The 15649-nt window shown below is 62.4% G+C and carries 14 protein-coding genes; 7 read left to right on the top strand and 7 right to left on the bottom strand.

Annotated features, from left to right (window positions below; genetic code table 11):
* Window positions 1–13: 13 nt before the first annotated feature.
* The gene (locus AAFN47_RS05975) at window positions 14–721 is read right to left on the bottom strand and encodes a metal-dependent hydrolase (protein ID WP_499808287.1); all 708 of its coding nucleotides are present in this window, start codon (window positions 719–721) and stop codon (window positions 14–16) included.
* Between the two features lie 108 nt (window positions 722–829).
* On the opposite strand from AAFN47_RS05975, the gene ruvX reads away from it, so the two are divergent.
* On the top strand, window positions 830–1303 hold the full coding sequence (gene ruvX, locus AAFN47_RS05970; RefSeq protein ID WP_499808286.1) for a Holliday junction resolvase RuvX: 474 nt from the start codon (window positions 830–832) through the stop codon (window positions 1301–1303).
* On the opposite strand, the gene AAFN47_RS05965 is transcribed toward ruvX, so the two are convergent.
* Entirely contained in the window at window positions 1261–1590 is a 330-nt protein-coding gene (locus tag AAFN47_RS05965) for a DUF6105 family protein (protein WP_499808385.1), read from the bottom strand. The genes ruvX and AAFN47_RS05965 overlap by 43 nt on opposite strands.
* A 197-nt stretch (window positions 1591–1787) precedes the next feature.
* Here AAFN47_RS05965 and AAFN47_RS05960 point away from each other — a divergent pair, with 197 nt between their 5' ends.
* Window positions 1788–2723 carry an AEC family transporter gene (locus tag AAFN47_RS05960; protein ID WP_499808285.1) on the top strand — a complete coding sequence of 312 codons (936 nt, stop codon included), beginning with the start codon at window positions 1788–1790 and terminating at the stop codon, window positions 2721–2723.
* On the opposite strand, the gene AAFN47_RS05955 is transcribed toward AAFN47_RS05960, so the two are convergent.
* Window positions 2705–4345 (bottom strand): acyl-CoA dehydrogenase family protein, encoded by a 1641-nt coding sequence (locus tag AAFN47_RS05955; RefSeq protein ID WP_499808284.1) that lies wholly within the window; start codon window positions 4343–4345, stop codon window positions 2705–2707. The genes AAFN47_RS05960 and AAFN47_RS05955 overlap by 19 nt on opposite strands.
* A 163-nt stretch (window positions 4346–4508) precedes the next feature.
* Here AAFN47_RS05955 and AAFN47_RS05950 point away from each other — a divergent pair, with 163 nt between their 5' ends.
* Together AAFN47_RS05950 and AAFN47_RS05945 are read left to right on the top strand one after the other, a co-directional pair.
* The gene (locus tag AAFN47_RS05950) at window positions 4509–5447 is read left to right on the top strand and encodes an aspartate carbamoyltransferase catalytic subunit (RefSeq protein ID WP_499808283.1); all 939 of its coding nucleotides are present in this window, start codon (window positions 4509–4511) and stop codon (window positions 5445–5447) included.
* Window positions 5444–6721 carry a dihydroorotase gene (locus tag AAFN47_RS05945; RefSeq protein ID WP_499808282.1) on the top strand — a complete coding sequence of 426 codons (1278 nt, stop codon included), beginning with the start codon at window positions 5444–5446 and terminating at the stop codon, window positions 6719–6721. Before AAFN47_RS05950 ends, AAFN47_RS05945 begins: the two co-directional genes overlap by 4 nt.
* 279 nt (window positions 6722–7000) lie before the next feature.
* Here the strand turns inward: AAFN47_RS05945 and AAFN47_RS05940 are convergent, their stop codons facing one another.
* The gene (locus AAFN47_RS05940; protein ID WP_499808281.1) at window positions 7001–7837 is read right to left on the bottom strand and encodes an alpha/beta fold hydrolase; all 837 of its coding nucleotides are present in this window, start codon (window positions 7835–7837) and stop codon (window positions 7001–7003) included.
* A 172-nt stretch (window positions 7838–8009) separates the two neighbouring features.
* Here AAFN47_RS05940 and AAFN47_RS05935 point away from each other — a divergent pair, with 172 nt between their 5' ends.
* From AAFN47_RS05935 to AAFN47_RS05925, 3 genes are all read left to right on the top strand, one after another.
* Complete coding sequence (locus AAFN47_RS05935) at window positions 8010–8903, top strand: LysR family transcriptional regulator (protein WP_499808280.1); 894 nt, start codon at window positions 8010–8012, stop codon at window positions 8901–8903.
* A 154-nt stretch (window positions 8904–9057) separates the two neighbouring features.
* Window positions 9058–9993, top strand: a complete 936-nt coding sequence (locus AAFN47_RS05930; RefSeq protein WP_499808279.1) for a pirin family protein — start codon at window positions 9058–9060, stop codon at window positions 9991–9993.
* 95 nt (window positions 9994–10088) lie between these two features.
* The gene (locus tag AAFN47_RS05925) at window positions 10089–11339 is read left to right on the top strand and encodes a DUF5996 family protein (RefSeq protein ID WP_499808278.1); all 1251 of its coding nucleotides are present in this window, start codon (window positions 10089–10091) and stop codon (window positions 11337–11339) included.
* Window positions 11340–11363: 24 nt separating this feature from the next.
* On the opposite strand, the gene AAFN47_RS05920 is transcribed toward AAFN47_RS05925, so the two are convergent.
* The 3 genes from AAFN47_RS05920 to AAFN47_RS05910 all read right to left on the bottom strand — a co-directional run bounded on the left by AAFN47_RS05920 (window position 11364) and on the right by AAFN47_RS05910 (window position 15370).
* Entirely contained in the window at window positions 11364–11678 is a 315-nt protein-coding gene (locus AAFN47_RS05920; RefSeq protein WP_499808384.1) for a LysR substrate-binding domain-containing protein, read from the bottom strand.
* Window positions 11679–11767: 89 nt separating this feature from the next.
* Window positions 11768–13411 carry an FAD/NAD(P)-binding protein gene (locus tag AAFN47_RS05915; protein WP_499808277.1) on the bottom strand — a complete coding sequence of 548 codons (1644 nt, stop codon included), beginning with the start codon at window positions 13409–13411 and terminating at the stop codon, window positions 11768–11770.
* A gap of 156 nt (window positions 13412–13567) precedes the next feature.
* Window positions 13568–15370, bottom strand: coding sequence for a DEAD/DEAH box helicase (locus AAFN47_RS05910; protein WP_499808276.1), 1803 nt, complete (start codon window positions 15368–15370; stop codon window positions 13568–13570).
* Between the last annotated feature and the right edge of the window lie 279 nt (window positions 15371–15649).

Genomic DNA, 15649 nt, shown 5'->3' with positions numbered 1-15649 from the left:
TTGGGTCAATCCACTAGAGATCGAGAATGTCGCCGACCGCCGGCGTCTTGACCTTGTCCGCGTCCCCTTCCATCGCCGCGAGAAGCTTCTTTGCATTCTGGTCCAGGATCGGAAACGTGCCGTAGTGGCAGGGAATGATCGTGGAAAAGTCGAAATAGCGCCGGCAGGCGAGCGCCGCCACGGCGCCGCCCATGGTGAAGCGGTCGCCGATCGGCACAATGCCGATCTCCGGCTGGTGCATTTCATTGATGAGCGCCATGTCGGAGAAAATGTCCGTGTCGCCCATGTGATAGAGGGTGGGCGCGTCGTCCAAATGCAGCACGACGCCGTTGGGATTGCCGAGCGCATGAGAAACGCCGTCTTCGGTGATCATGGCGGACGAATGCAGCGCGTTGACATAGGTGACGCTGAATCCGTCATGGTGGACCGTTCCGCCGGTGTTGGTCGGATCGATCTTCTCAAGCCCGTGATGCTTGCCGAGCCACATGCACAGATCGTAGTTGGCGATCACGGTCGCGCCGGTTTCCCGTGCGATTGACGGCGTATCGCCGATATGGTCGCCATGGCCATGGGTCAGCACGATATGGGTAACGCCTTCGGCGGCGGCCGCCGCGCTCTGTCCCTCGAAGGATGGATTGCCGGTGAAGAACGGATCGATGAGGATCGTTGCGCCGCCGATTTCGATGCGAAACGCGGAATGTCCGAACCATTGCAGTTTCATAACTGTCGCCTCCCGAAGAGTTTTGGTCGCATTATTCTGCGAAGCAGCTTATGGATTGTCCCGCGTCCTGAAAAGGACCGTTTACAAAAGTTTTTGATCGGCGCGGACATGCCCGTTGTAGCACTGGAAGAACTGGCCGCAGGCCTTGAAAAAGGCAAGGTGCTCGCCGGTCTCGACCTGGGAACGAAGACCATCGGCGTCGCGATCAGCGATCTCGGCCTGACGCTCGCGACCCCGCGCGACGTGCTGCGGCGCAAAAAATTCACTATCGACGCCGGCGTGCTGATGGAGCGCCTGACAAGGGAAAATGTCGGCGGCTGCGTGATCGGCCTGCCTGTCAACATGGATGGATCAGAAGGGCCGCGCGCCCAGGCGACCCGCGCCTTCGTGCGCAACATGGCCGGGGTGACCGACACGCCCTTCGCCTTCTGGGACGAGCGGCTGTCGACGGTGGCCGCCGAACGTGCGCTTATCGAGATGGATGTATCGCGGCGAAAACGCAGCGAGCGGATCGATTCCGCCGCCGCAGCTTTCATCCTTCAGGGAGCGCTGGACAGGCTTTCTTCCGCTTCACGCGACTGATCGGCCCAGGCGGCGCGGCGCGCGCGAAACCAGGCGATGATTTTCTTGCGGTAACGAAACGCGACGATCGCCATGACGATCATCGAGTCGACGATCAGCGCGCGCAACAGGAGCGGCGGAATATCTGTTGGCGGAATGCCAAGAAGATCGCCATAAATCTTGAAAACGAGGTCATGCACGTCCCGCGTCAACATGAACACGCCAAAATTCAGATCGTAGTAGGATAATCCGTACCAGGCCGAAATCAGCGACACTGGCACAAACCACAATATCAGAAACCACTTCATCGCAATCGCCGGTCCGCACCCTTCCCTTGTCTCGTCATCGACAACCTCGGAATTTTCGGTGGCGAAAGCAATGTAAACCATTTGTTAAGGTTAATATCCACATGGCCGCGCCGCGGATTCAGATCTGCGAGCGCGTCCGCTTGCCGCCGGTTCACCGAGGGTCTATCACCAAAAGGTCTTCAAACTGACGTTCCGTCATGATTGCGATTTTCGAAAGCAGCCTGCCCATATTTCTGCTGATCGTCCTCGGCATCGTGCTCAAGCGCACGCCGCTGGTCGACCGCGGCGTGTGGCACGGACTGGAAGAAATCGGCTATTTCGTGCTGTTTCCGTGCCTGCTTTTTCTGACGCTCTATCGCGCCGATTTCAGCGGCATGGAACTGACCAGGGTCGCCATCGGCGCGCTGTCCTGCGTGACTGTGATGTTCGCGCTGGCCTACGCGCTGTGGCCTTTGCTGAAGGCCAGTGGAGTGTCAGCCGCGGAATATACGGCGATCTTCCAGACCGCGACACGGTGGAACAGCTTCGTGGCGCTCGCGATTTCAGGCAAGCTGTTCGGCGAGGAAGGATTGGCGGTAACGGCGCTGGTGATGGCGCTGATCATCCTGCCCATCAACTGCGTCAACGTGGCGATGCTCGTCTGGTTCAACGCGTCCAATCGCAGTTTCCTGACTTTCCTTCGCCGGCTCATGACCAATCCGCTGATTATCGCAGCCCTTGCGGGAGTGACGCTGCAATATGTAGGGCTGCGCATTTATGAGCCATTTGAAAAGTCGATGGAAATGGTCGCCTCCTCCGCGCTCGGCATAGGCCTGATCCTGGTGGGCGCGGCGCTGCGCATTCGCGACACGGTGCGGCCCCGACCGATCACGCTGATCGCGGTCGCAGCCAAGCTGCTGATTTATCCCTTGGTGATGTTCGCAACTTGCCTCGTGGCCGGATTACGCGGCAACGAACTGATAATACTGACGCTGATAGGCAGCGTGCCGACGGCGATGAACGGCTATCTTTTGGCCAAACAGATGGGCAGCGACGCCCAACTCTACGCCACCGTCGCGACGCTGCAGACAGTGGCGTCTTTTCTGACGATACCGCTTGTTCTTTATTTCACGACCTATATGGCCTCAGGATAGAGCAGCGACACGATTTGCGTGGCATCGAAACGCGAATCAAGCATGCCGTAAGTCGACCGCCAGGCGCCGGCGAGCCGGGATTCGGCGAAAGCGTCGGCGATTCGGCCGGCGCCCATGTTGTAGAGTTCGGCGGCGGCCGCCGACAGGGCCAGTTGCTCGACCAGCAAGCGCGCGGCGCCTTCGTCGCGCTGGACCAGAGCCGTCGCGGCCGTCAACACATCGACTGTGCGCTTGGAAAATGCGCCGAGATCGCCAGCGACCATGCCGACAACCGTTTCGAATTTCGACGGATCCTGACCGATGGCGCGCATCAGATCGAGCGCCATGACGTTTCCGGAGCCTTCCCAGATCGCGTTGATCGGCGCTTCGCGATAGTGGCGGGCCATGGGCCGTTCCTCCACATAGCCGCTGCCGCCGAGACACTCCATGGCCTCGTAGATCAGCGACGGCGCCAGCTTGCAGATCCAGTATTTTATGACCGGCGTCATGATACGCACGTAGGCCGCCTCTTTCGGATCGGAGTCCGCCAGATCGAAGGCGCGTGCAAGGCGGATGGCGAGCGCCGTCGCCGCCGCGACATCCAGCGCCATGTCCGCGATCACACGCGTCATCAGCGGCTGCTCAAGCAGGTGCTTGCCGAACACCTTGCGCTGCCGGCAATGGTGCACGGCCTCGGCCACGGCCGCGCGCATGATACCGGCGGAGGCCAGCGCGCAGTCAAGGCGAGTCAGGGTGACCATTTCAAGGATGGTGCGCACGCCTCTGCCCGACTCGCCGAGAAGGAACCCGTAGGAATTGACGAACTCGACTTCACTTGAGGCGTTCGACCGGTTGCCGATCTTGTCTTTCAGGCGCTGGAAGCGCAGTCCGTTGGGATTGCCGTCCTCCAGATAGCGCGGCACGAGGAAGCAGCTCAGCCCTTCCGTCGTCTGCGCGAGCATGAGGAACGCGTCGCTCATCGGCGCCGACATGAACCATTTGTGGCCCGTCAGGCGATAGACCCCCTCGCCCGCGCGCTCGGCCGAACTGGTGTTGGCGCGCACATCTGTTCCGCCCTGCTTCTCGGTCATGCCCATGCCGATTGTTGCGCTCTTCTTGCTGACAATCGGCTTGTTGGCGGCGTCATAGCTGCGCGAGAGCACCTTGGGCGACCACATCTTGTAGACGGCGGGCGTGGCGCTGATCGACGCCAGCGACGCGTTTGTCATCGTGATCGGGCAAAGATGGCCGCATTCCAGACCGGCCGTCAGGAAGAAGCGGACAGCGCGGGCGCGATGGGCGATTCCCTTTTCCTCCGGGCGGTTTTCCCAGACAGAGGAATGCAGCCCGATGGTGAAGGACCGGCGCATCAGCGCATGATAGGCCGGATGGAATTCCACGACATCGACCCGGTTTCCGCGCGCGTCATAGGGCTTCAGCTCAGGCGTCGACTGATTGGCGATGCGCGCCAGCTCCTGCGCCTCCGGCGTGGTTGCGAATCGTCCGATTTGCGAGAACTCGTCGCGAAACGCCTTGGGCATGTCCGCCGCGATCTCACAGAGCATCGGATCAGCCGTGTAGGCGTTGATCCCGCTATAGAGCGACGGCTGGTTCGTCACTTCATGGGTGGAGCCAAATGTCATGGATTTCGTCATATCGGGCTTATACCTGTTGTCACGGCGCACGAGCAAGCACGCGTTCGATAAATGCATGGGGATGACCGGCGCATACCGGGCGCCCGTTCTTGCCCGGCGGTTTCATCACGCCTATAGAAACGCCAATTGTCAAAATTCGCGGGTTTTGTCCATGGCTTTCTCCCATCGCCATCTACTTGGCATCAACGGGTTGACCGAGATGGACATTCAATTCCTTCTCGACCGGTCCGACGAAGCGGTTCAACTGAGCAGACAGCGGGAGAAAAAGACTTCCACGCTGCGCGGGCTGACCCAGATCAATCTCTTCTTCGAGGCCTCGACGCGAACCCAGGCTTCATTCGAACTCGCCGGCAAACGGCTGGGCGCCGATGTGATGAACATGTCGGTTGGCAATTCCTCCGTGAAGAAGGGCGAAACGCTGATCGACACCGCGATGACGCTGAACGCCATGCATCCGGACATCCTGATCGTGCGGCACGGCTCGGCTGGCGCCGCCGCCCTGCTTGCCCAGAAGGTGGGCTGTTCGGTGGTCAACGCAGGCGACGGGGCGCACGAACATCCAACCCAGGCGTTGCTGGACGCGCTCACCATCCGACGCGCCAAGGGCCGGATCGCCGGATTGACGGTTGCGATCTGCGGCGACGTGCTGCACAGCCGCGTGGCGCGCTCGAACATCATTCTTCTGAATGCGCTCGGGGCGCGGGTGCGCGCCGTTGCGCCTTCCACCCTGCTGCCGGCGGGCGCCGAACGCATGGGCGTGGAAGTGTTTCACACCATGGACGAGGGATTGAAGGACGCCGACGTGGTCATGATGCTGCGCCTGCAGCGCGAGCGGATGGCGGGGCTCTTTGTACCCTCCGTGCGGGAATATTTCCACTATTTCGGCCTCGACGCGCGCAAGCTGGCCCTTGCCCGGGACGACGCGCTCGTCATGCATCCGGGACCGATGAACCGCGGTGTGGAAATCGCCTCCGAAATCGCCGACGGCCCGCAAAGCGTCATCGACACCCAGGTTGAAATGGGTGTGGCGGTGCGCATGGCGGTGATGGAAACCCTGATGCAATTCACAGACAGGGAGGCGCATTCATGAGCCGCACCGCACTCGTCAACGGACGCATCGTCGATCCGTCACAGGGTATGGATGTGATTGGCGCCGTTCTGATCGAGAACGACCGGATTGCCGCCATCGGATCGGAGATCGCCATCCCCGAGGACGCTGAAAAGGTCGACTGCACGGGGCGCGCGATCACGCCCGGTCTGGTGGACGCCAGGGTTTTCATCGGCGAACCGGGCGCCGAACACCGCGAAACGATCGCGTCGGCAAGCGCCGCCGCCGCTGCCGGCGGCGTGACATCGCTCATCATGATGCCGGACACGAGCCCGGTGATCGACGACGTGGCGCTGGTCGAATTCGTTCTGCGCACCGCGCGAGAACAGTCGATGGTCCGCATTTATCCGTCCGCCGCGCTGACAAAGGGGCTGGACGGAAAGGAACTCACCGAATTCGGCCTCTTGAAGAAGGCCGGCGCCGTGGTGCTGACCAACGGCAGGCGCATGGTGTCGAACGCGCTCGTGATGCGCCGCGCGATGACCTACGCCAGGGATTTCGACCTCGTGGTTGCGCTGGAAACCCAGGACGAGGCACTGGCGGCCGACGGCGTGATGAACGAGGGATTGTTTGCGAGCTGGCTCGGCCTGCCCGGCATTCCTCGCGAGGCCGAGATCATCACGCTGGAACGCGATCTCAGGATCGCGGGTCTCACCGGCGCGCGCTACCACGCCGCCAAGATCTCGACGCCGGATTCCATCGAAGCGATCCGCCAGGCCAGGCGCCGAGGCGCGAAGATTACCTGCGGAATTTCGATCAACCATCTTTCGCTCAACGAAAACGACATCGGGGAATACCGCACCTTCTTCAAACTCTCGCCGCCCTTGCGCGCCGAGGACGACCGGCGCGCGATGGTGCAGGCGCTCGCCGACGGCGATATCGACATCATCGTCTCGTCGCACGATCCGCAGGACGTCGACACCAAGCGCCTGCCCTTTTCCGACGCGGCGGAAGGCGCGGCGGGACTGGAGACGCTGCTGCCGGCGGCGCTTCGGCTGCATCACAATGGCGACGTTCCTCTGACGCGGCTGATCGATGCGCTGTCGACCCGGCCGGCGCAGATCTTCGGTCTGCCGGGCGGCTCGCTGGAACCCGGCCGGAAGGCGGATATCGCGGTCATCGACCTCGACGCGCCCTGGGTGCTGGCGAAGGACGACCTGCGCTCGCGCTCGAAGAACACGCCGTTCGAGGACGCACGGTTTCTGGGCCGGGTAACGGCGACGATGGTTTCGGGGAAGTTTGTCTTCCGGGGGTGATTACCTCCCCCGCGCCGGCATGGCGCGCGTTCTGCGCCTGCGCTGACTTTTGACGGGAGACGACACAGTGCCTGACACCGCCGCTATGGAGATGACGACAGCCTGACGAAGCTGTTTCAGCAGCGCCAATGCCTGCCGACCCTGCGGAGCAGTTTGGCGGCCTTGCCGCCCATCCGGCCGGCTGATCGCAGGCTTGAACGATCTTTTCTTGCAGAAATGCGCGTAAGGCAGGAAGAGATGAAGTCGGCGAGGCGCGGAAGGCCGCGCCACACCATCACTTCAGCTTTCGATGAATTCCAGAAGGTCGGCGTTCAGCACGTCGGCGTTCACGGTGAGCATCCCGTGCGAAAAACCGGGATAGGTCTTCAGCGTTCCGTTTTGCAGCAACTTTATGGCCTTCGTGGCCGAAGCGGCGATCGGAACAATCTGATCATCCTCACCGTGCAACACCAGCGTCGGCGAAGTGATCGCCTTGAGATCCTCGGTCTGGTCGGTTTCGGAGAAGGCGGCAATCCCGTCATAGTGCGCCTTGGCGCCGCCCATCATGCCTTGCCGCCACCAGTTCTGGATCACCCCTTCATGAACCGTGGCTCCGTCACGGTTGAAGCCGTAGAACGGACCGGCCGGAACGTCGCGGAAAAACTGCGCGCGGTTGTCGGCAAGCGCCTTTCGAAAGCCGTCAAAGACCTCCAGAGGCGTGCCTTCGGGATTGTCATCCGTCTTGAGCATCAACGGGGGAACGGCGGCTACGAGAATGGCCCTGGACACGCGGCCGGCAGGTTCGCCGAACTTCGCCACATAGCGCGCCACCTCCCCGCCGCCGGTGGAGTGGCCGATATGGACCGCATTTTTCAGATCCAGCGCCTCGGCGACGGCGAAGGCGTCAGCGGCGTAGTGGTCCATGTCGTGTCCGTCGGCGACCTGATCCGAGCGTCCGTGGCCGCGGCGATCGTGCGCGACGACCCGGTAGCCCTTCGACAGGAAGAACAGCATCTGAGCGTCCCAGTCGTCGGCGCTGAGCGGCCAGCCATGATGGAAGACAATCGGTTGGGCGTCCTTCGGACCCCAGTCCTTGTAGTAGATCTGCACGCCATCTTCGGTTGTAACATAACCCATGTCGTTGTCTCCTTTCGGACTATCGCGAAAGCAATTCCCGCGGGAAGCGCTATCGTCAGTGGGAGGTGAAACCCGGGCGAAGGCCGGGTTTGAATTTAGGATATGTGGTTCCGACGCCGGATGCGCTAGTCTTCGAAATTGCTATTCACTGTCGCGCAATCAGGAACGCCAAATGGACATCGAAGAACTGGAAACATTCGTGACGGTCGCCGACACGGGCGGCGTGACGGCAGCCGCGCGCCGGCTCGGCGTCTCGAAGTCGATCGTCAGCCGGCGGCTCTTCCGGCTTGAAGCGGAGCTTGGCGTCCAGCTAATTGCGCGCACGACCCGCGGCGCGGCGCTGACGGAAGCAGGCGCCACGTTCCGGGACCATGCGGTGCGGGCCAGCGCAGAGATCGACACGGCCAGGGAAACGATCCTGCCCGCGGGCGAGCTGCGGGGTCGGCTGAGGATCGCCGCGCCGCTGACCTTCGGTCCGACGCACTTTGCGCCCGTGCTTGCGGAAATGGCGAAACGTCACCCGCAACTGCATATCCATACCTCCTACAGCGACCGCTATGTCGATCTCATCGCGGAAGGGTTCGATTGCGCGATCCGGGTCGGTTATCTTCAGGACTCCAATTTTTTGGCGAAACGAGTCGGACCGATCCACGGGAAATTCGTCGCGAGCCCGGATTACATTCGCAAGCATGGCGCTCCCGAGACGCCGGAAGAACTCGGTTCCCACCAGGCCGTCATGCAGGGCACGGAAAGCTGGCAGATGATGGACGGCGACAAGATCGTCGCCGTTCAGCCGCAAGGGCGCTTCAAGGCCGACAACGCGGTTGCGCTCGCGGCGGCGGCAGTGGCCGGCCTCGGCATCGGCTGGTTGCCGGATTGCATCACCCACGACCATATCGCGGCCGGGGCGCTGGTTCCCGTCATGACGCGTTACCCGCCTCCTCCAGGCGGCGCCTATGTCATTCGTCCACCGGGTCGCCATCCCGCTCGCAAGATTCGGGTGCTCACCGATTTGCTGATCGAGAACTTCGAGCAGAACCCGCAACTTTGGGGCATCAGGCAGTGAAATATTGCCTCTGCGTTCCACTTGGAGCGACACTGTTATGCGCTTTGCGCGGCTAGCGTTCCGATTCTTGGCCGCATAGATTACGTCGACTGACGACGACCAACGGAACAGATCAGGGCGCGATCGCCCGCAAGCACTTGAAAGGACCACAGGCATGAGCTGGAACCCGGCGCTCGAACCCGGCTGTCCCGACACGGTCGATCTGGACGCAATAGAGACCCTAATCATCCCGCGCAGCCGCGATCTCGGCGGTTTCGAAGTCAGACGCGCCCTGCCGGCGCCGAAGCGTCAGATGGTCGGGCCATTCATCTTTTTCGATCAGGCCGGTCCAGCCGAGTTGCTGACCGGACAGGGCGTCGACGTTCGACCGCACCCGCATATCGGCCTCGGCACCGTCACCTATCTGTTTCAGGGCGACTTCCACCACCGCGACAGCACCGGCGCCGACCAGATTATCCGTCCCGGCGCACTGAACTGGATGGTGGCCGGGCGCGGCGTCACGCATTCGGAACGCACAAGCGCGGAGGCGCGAACCGGCCCGAACAGCCTGTTCGGTATCCAGACCTGGCTCGCCCTGCCCGACAGCCATGAGGACATGGCGCCGCTGTTCGAGCATCACGGCAAGGACACGCTGCCGGTGATCGAGGACGAGGGCGTATCCGTCCGGCTCATCCTCGGAAACGCCTACGGCAAGACCGCTCCGGCCATGATGTACTCCGAGACGTTCTACGCGGATGTGACGCTTGAGGCGGGACGCCTGCTGCCCATGCCGGACGACCATGAAGATCGCGGCGTCTACATCGTCGACGGCTCGATCTCGATCGCCGGCCATGACTATGAAGCCGGCCAGATGATGGTCTTCCGTCCGGGCGACCGGATCACGGTCGCCGCCGGCGACAGGGGCGCGCGACTGATGATCCTGGGCGGCGCGACGATGTCGGGTCCGCGTTACATATGGTGGAACTTCGTGGCTTCTTCGAAGGAGCGCATCGAGACCGCCAAGGCCGAATGGCGCGCCGAGAACTGGGGCGCGGGACGTTTCGATCTCCCTGTCGATGATCGCGAGGAGCACATTCCTCTTCCGGATTGACGGCGCGGCAGCGCTATCCGGGTCGTGATCCCGGACGTCGCTTCTTCCCAGACAATTTTTGCAACACACATGCCTGCCGAACGGGAACCTTTGACATGAGCAACACCTGGCCTTCCCTCGACTATCTTAGCTGGCGCGAGACGTGTTCCGCCTTGCATCTCTACCTTCAGATTGTCGGCAAGTACCGGCTGGCGCACAGCCCGTGGCTCAATCACTCCTGGCACGCGACGTTCTATGTCACGCCGCGCGGACTGACGACTTCGCCGATTCCCGATGGCCCCGGCATCGAGATTCAGTTCGATTTCCACGATCACCTGGTGCTGGGCGTGTGCGGCAACGGACGCACGGCTTCGTTTGCGCTCGAGCCGATGACGGTCGCCGAATTCCACGCCCGTTTCGTACGGCTTGTTTCCGATCTTGGCGGCGCGCCGACTTTCAACGGCAGTCCCAACGAAGTGCCGAACCCTGTCCCCTTCGTCGAGGATCACCGCGACCGGCCCTATGACCGCGACGCTGTCCAGCGTTTTCACCAGGCGCTTGTCGCAATCGACAGGGTCTTCAACCGTTTCCGCTCCGCCTTCCTGGGAAAGTCCAGCCCTGTTCACCTGTTCTGGGGCAGTTTCGACCTGGCTGTCACCCGGTTTTCCGGTCGACGCGCGCCGCTGCATCCAGGCGGCGTTCCCGCCCTGCCCGACAATGTGGCCCAGGAGGCCTATGACCGCGAGGTTTCCTCGGCCGGATTCTGGCCAGGCGGCGGCGGCGTCGACTATCCGGCTTTCTACGCATACGCCTACCCGGAACCGAACGGATTCCGCAGCGCCTCCGTGCGGCCGGACGCCGCGTTCTGGAGCGAAGGGTTGTCCGAGTTCCTTCTTCCTTACGACGCAGTGCAGGCTGCGGATGACCCGGATGCTGCCTTGATGGCGTTTCTTGTCTCGACATACGAGGCGGCCGCCGATCTCGCGGGATGGGACCGCGATCTGCTGGAATGCGCGCCGGGCGAGCCGCGCAAGGCGCGGCGACCGGACGCAAGGCCGCAAGCGACTGCGCCTGTATTGGCCGACACGGACGTCGAGCGAGAGGACGGCCCGTCCAAGGGGCGTTACCGGATTGTTGTCGATGGTCACGAGGCCGAGATGACCTACAGCCGGGCTGGCGACGCTCTGATCATCATCGACCATACGGAGGTTCCCGCCGCCCTGCGCGGCCGCAAAGTCGGCGAGAAACTGGTGCAGCGCGCCGTCGAGGACGCCCGACGCGACGGCGTCTCGATTATTCCGTTGTGTCCGTTTGCGAAGGCGCAGATCGACCGCCGTCCCGAATGGCAGGATGTGCTGCGTCGTTGACACAAAGACCGGACTGCGACAGCTCTAGCCCGGCAGTATGCCGCCACCCGCCTTTTTAACGCGTTTAGCACTCAGCTCGCGCGCCAGAGCAACAAACGCCTTGAAGGCGGCGGACGGGTTGCGCCGGCCGGGATAATAGAGGCAAAGCCCGGGAAATGGAGGGGTCCAGTCCTCCAGCACGCGAACGAGCCTCCCGGCTTCGATATCCGCTTCCACATCCTGCTCCATGAAGAATCCGAGACCAATGCCTTCCAGCGCGGCGATACGCGCGATGCTGGTCTCGCCCAGGGTGATCCGGCCAGTGACTTCGATCTGGGCTGTGCGTTGAGTACTTGTGATACGCATGCCAAGCCTGGTCTCGGCATGCGCATTGCAGGGTTCGCGGCAATGCCCTCGGCGGCGACACCCCTTGGGAACATCAGGATGGCCTATTCCAGGCGATCGATAACACCCCCGGCCCAGCGATCAGACGCCGCGCCGAAGCAATCATGCAGGGAGTCGGCGGCTGCGACGCTGCCGAGCGCAAGGCGCCCCAGCAGGCAGAGCCCCGGCGCCTTTTGGCCGTCTCTGCCGATCAGGGTTCTATCCGCGTCGGTGTGCGCGCCGAAACCATCTGCAAACGGCGTCAGCAGGCCGTCGTCCAGAAGGCCGGACAGCAACGGCGAACGCACAGCTTCGAGATCGGGATTTGGCAGAACGGAATCGATCATCACTGAAGCCTCGGCCGCATGATCCGCCTTCTTCAAGGTCCAGCCGGCAGCAGTCAGCGCGATGTCGGGATCAACTGCAAAATCCAGGCTGACGACGCCGGCTTCAATGAGCGCCACAAGCTCACGGCTCGACGCGATCGGCGGGCCGTAGGAGTAGCGCTTCAACCCTTCGTCGAAGCCGATCAACGTTTGCGCCGTTTCAGGCGGGGTCTCGGCCGTATTGAAACCGCTTCTGAATTCGTTCTGCCATTTGCGCCAGACCTGGCCGACGGCGAACCCGACGGACGGCGCGCGCGCGCCTTCGGCCATGGCGATCCCGTCATTGAGCGTCTCGCGCGATCCGGATATTTCCTGCGATCCCGGATCTTCCCATTCCTTGCGGAGCCAGTCTGCGACGTACTGCGCATCGGCGTCGGCGCCGCAGTTGTGCAGGATGCGCATTACAGCCGGCGTCAAGGCGGCGTCAACAAGGTCTCGCGCCTTTTGCGATGTGGCGGCTGCGGCTTTCGCAATGGCTTTGGCGAAGGTTTCTGTCTCCTGCGCCGTTAGCGCAAAGCGCGCGTCCAGCGCCTCGGTTTCCGGCTTTGGAAACGGCGGTTTGCCATCCAGGGAAAACGGCAGGATGCGCTCTGGCTCGCGCCCGGACCGATGATAACCCCCAGCATCGAACCTGCCGCCCTGCGCTGTCGTCAAGACACGCAGAATATCGAAGGCGGATAGCGCAAAACCGCGTATCGCAACGGTTTTATCCGCCCAATCAGCCGCCTGCGCCTGCAGTTGTTTCGCAGGATAGGCCTTCGCCAGGGTTCCAAAAGATGTGCCCGCGTGGCGGCGCCACTCGGCAAGCTGATCGTCCGGCGCGGTCTCCGGCTGACCGAGGGTCAGCAAAATTTCATCGTAGGGTCCACGCCAGTTGCGGGCCGCCAAAAGCCACCAGCCTTTTTCGTTGCGCTGCACGCGCTCGACCCACATTATCTGATGAGTGACCGCAAGGACGCCAAGCTCCGCCAGACCCGTATATCTGAACCACAAATAACGCCCCAACACCGCGCGCTGCGGAAAATCATCCGGGTCCGGCGCGTCGGAGAGCCACTCGACGAAAGGCGGGCAGCGGGAAAACGCCGGGGTATCAATCTCGATGTCCCGGATCGGAATGTTCAGCCGGCAGACCTCGCTTTCGTCCGGATCGAAATTCGGCCCTGCGCCAAGCATGGGAAACGGATCGTAGGCGTCCACGGAAACCGGTGAACCATCGCGCGAAAGTCGCGCGGCGAGCGCCTCAAGCGCGCCAAGTCCCCTCGGCCCGCAGCCAACGACCGCAATTTTTTTTGCCGAATTGTCGTCCATGCCTGCCCTGCCCATGCTGTTGTCTCACAACAGCAATAGCCGGAGGCTGGCGTGGCGGCAATTCATCAAAACGGCAATATCCAGGCCTGCTGACAAAGAGGCGTCTCTCGCAACCTGCGCTCAACGCACCGGCTCTTGTGCCGATTGCTACACTGTAGACGTGAAAAGCAATCAGGCTGGGCGTTTTGGTTTACGGCCCTTGTATTTCCGCGTTTGGCTGCGATCCGCTGCCGGGTCCTTGTGTTTGCGGACTGGCTTACCACCCTCCTTGAATTTTCGTTTCGCATGCCTCGGCTTTCCGCGCGCTTCACCGGCCGGCGCGATGGTGATGCCTTTCTCAAGCCCGCCAGGCCGCTTGAGCTGCTCCACATAGCTGGCGGCCTTGTCGGCGGAAATTTCGAAACGGGTTTCGGCATCGTCGATCCTGATCGCGCCGACATCGCGTCTTGTCACGCCGCCGGCGTTACAGATCATCGGCAGCAAGAATTTCGGATCGGCCCGCTGCTTGCGCCCTATCGAAATGGTGAACCAGACGCCGCCCTGCATATCCGGGCCGCGCGGCTCACGCACCAGCGCGCGTCCCTCTGCGGACTGGCGGTCACGCCTGGAACTTCTGTTCTTCAACGCCTCGGCGGGGAGCGGCAAAAGTTCCTCGGGAACGGGGTGGGCGGCCAGTTGCTGGCGAATAAACGCCGCTGCGATGCGCCGCGGTCCCGCCTGGTCCAGCAACTCCGACACGAAATCCGCCTCCAACTCATCAGGCTCCGCGGCCGATACGGCGGCATCGAGGATCCGCCGGCGGTAGCGCGCCTCGATCTCGGCAATGCCGGGCGCGGCGCGCACGGTCGCTGTCAGCTTCGCCAAAGCGAGCACGCGCTGCGCCGCGCCACGCCTGTTTTCCGGCACGATGAGCACGCAAACGCCCTTTCGACCGGCGCGGCCGGTCCGGCCGGAACGATGCAGTAGAGTTTCCGGGTTGCTCGGTACGTCAGCGTGGACCACAAGGTCCAGGTTCGGAAGATCGATGCCACGCGCCGCGACATCCGTCGCCACGCAGACATCCGATCGTCCGTCGCGCATGGATTGCAGCGCATTTGAACGCTCCGATTGCGCCATCTCGCCAGAAAGTGAAACCACCGAGAAGCCGCGATTGGCGAGGCGCGCCGTAAGATGGCGAACCGCTTCACGCGTGTGGCAGAACACCAAAGCGCTGGTGCTGTCGGAATCCAGCAGCGTATTGATGATGGCGTGTTCCCGCTCGTCGCGCCGCACCAGCATCAATTGGTATTCGATGTCAGCATGCTGTTCGGCAGAGGCGGTTGTCGCGATGCGCACTGCATTTGTCTGCACGGTCTTGGCCAGTTCGGCGATGCCGCGCCCCACGGTCGCCGAAAACAGCAGCGTCCGACGGTCTCGCGGCGCCGCGCCGAGGATGAATTCCAGGTCATCGCGAAAACCAAGGTCCAGCATTTCGTCGGCTTCATCGAGCACCACCGCGCGAACGGCGCTCAGGTCCAGCGCTCCTCGCGTGATGTGGTCGCGCAGTCGCCCGGGCGTGCCGACGACGAGATGTGCGCCACGTTCGAGCGCACGGCGTTCGTTGCGCATGTCCATCCCGCCGACGCAGGTCGCAATCCTGATCTGCGCCGCCGCGTAGAGCCAATCGAGTTCCCGCTGGACCTGAATGGCGAGTTCGCGCGTCGGGGCGATGATCAGGCCCAATGGCGCGGCAGCCGCGTCAAAGCGTTCACCGCTTCCAAGCAACGTCGGTGCAATTGCAATGCCGAAGGCGACCGTTTTTCCCGAGCCGGTCTGCGCGGAGACCAGCAAATCGGATTCGCGATGCTCCTCATTCGACATCGCCGATTGAACCGGAGTGAGTTGGGTGTAGCCTTTCGCCTCGAGGGCGAATGCGAGGGCCGGATGTATGCCGGTGATCGGGGATGTGCTGTTTGTGTCGTTATTGGGCGTCATGGTCACCATCTCTGCGGTTCGCTGAATATCATCTTGTGCGCGCTTCGGGCAGCGATTGTTTGCCGGGATCATGCCGTTGTTCGTCATGGCGAAGATGTTCAGGGGATATGTGCCGACCTGTACCGTTCGATGCCCGTACTGTCAAAAGAGGCTTACGCGTAAATTGCAATCACGCGACCTGAACGAACACAAATCGCCAGATGGGCATAGATGCCGCGGACGGTGCGGCCATAGAGGTCTCCGAGCCACAGTTTTTGGTCGGGAGTATTTCCTATTTGG

This window comes from Hoeflea sp. CAU 1731 (assembly GCF_039888615.1).
Lineage (GTDB): Bacteria > Pseudomonadota > Alphaproteobacteria > Rhizobiales > Rhizobiaceae > Flavimaribacter.
This window is presented reverse-complemented; position numbering and strand designations above follow the sequence as displayed.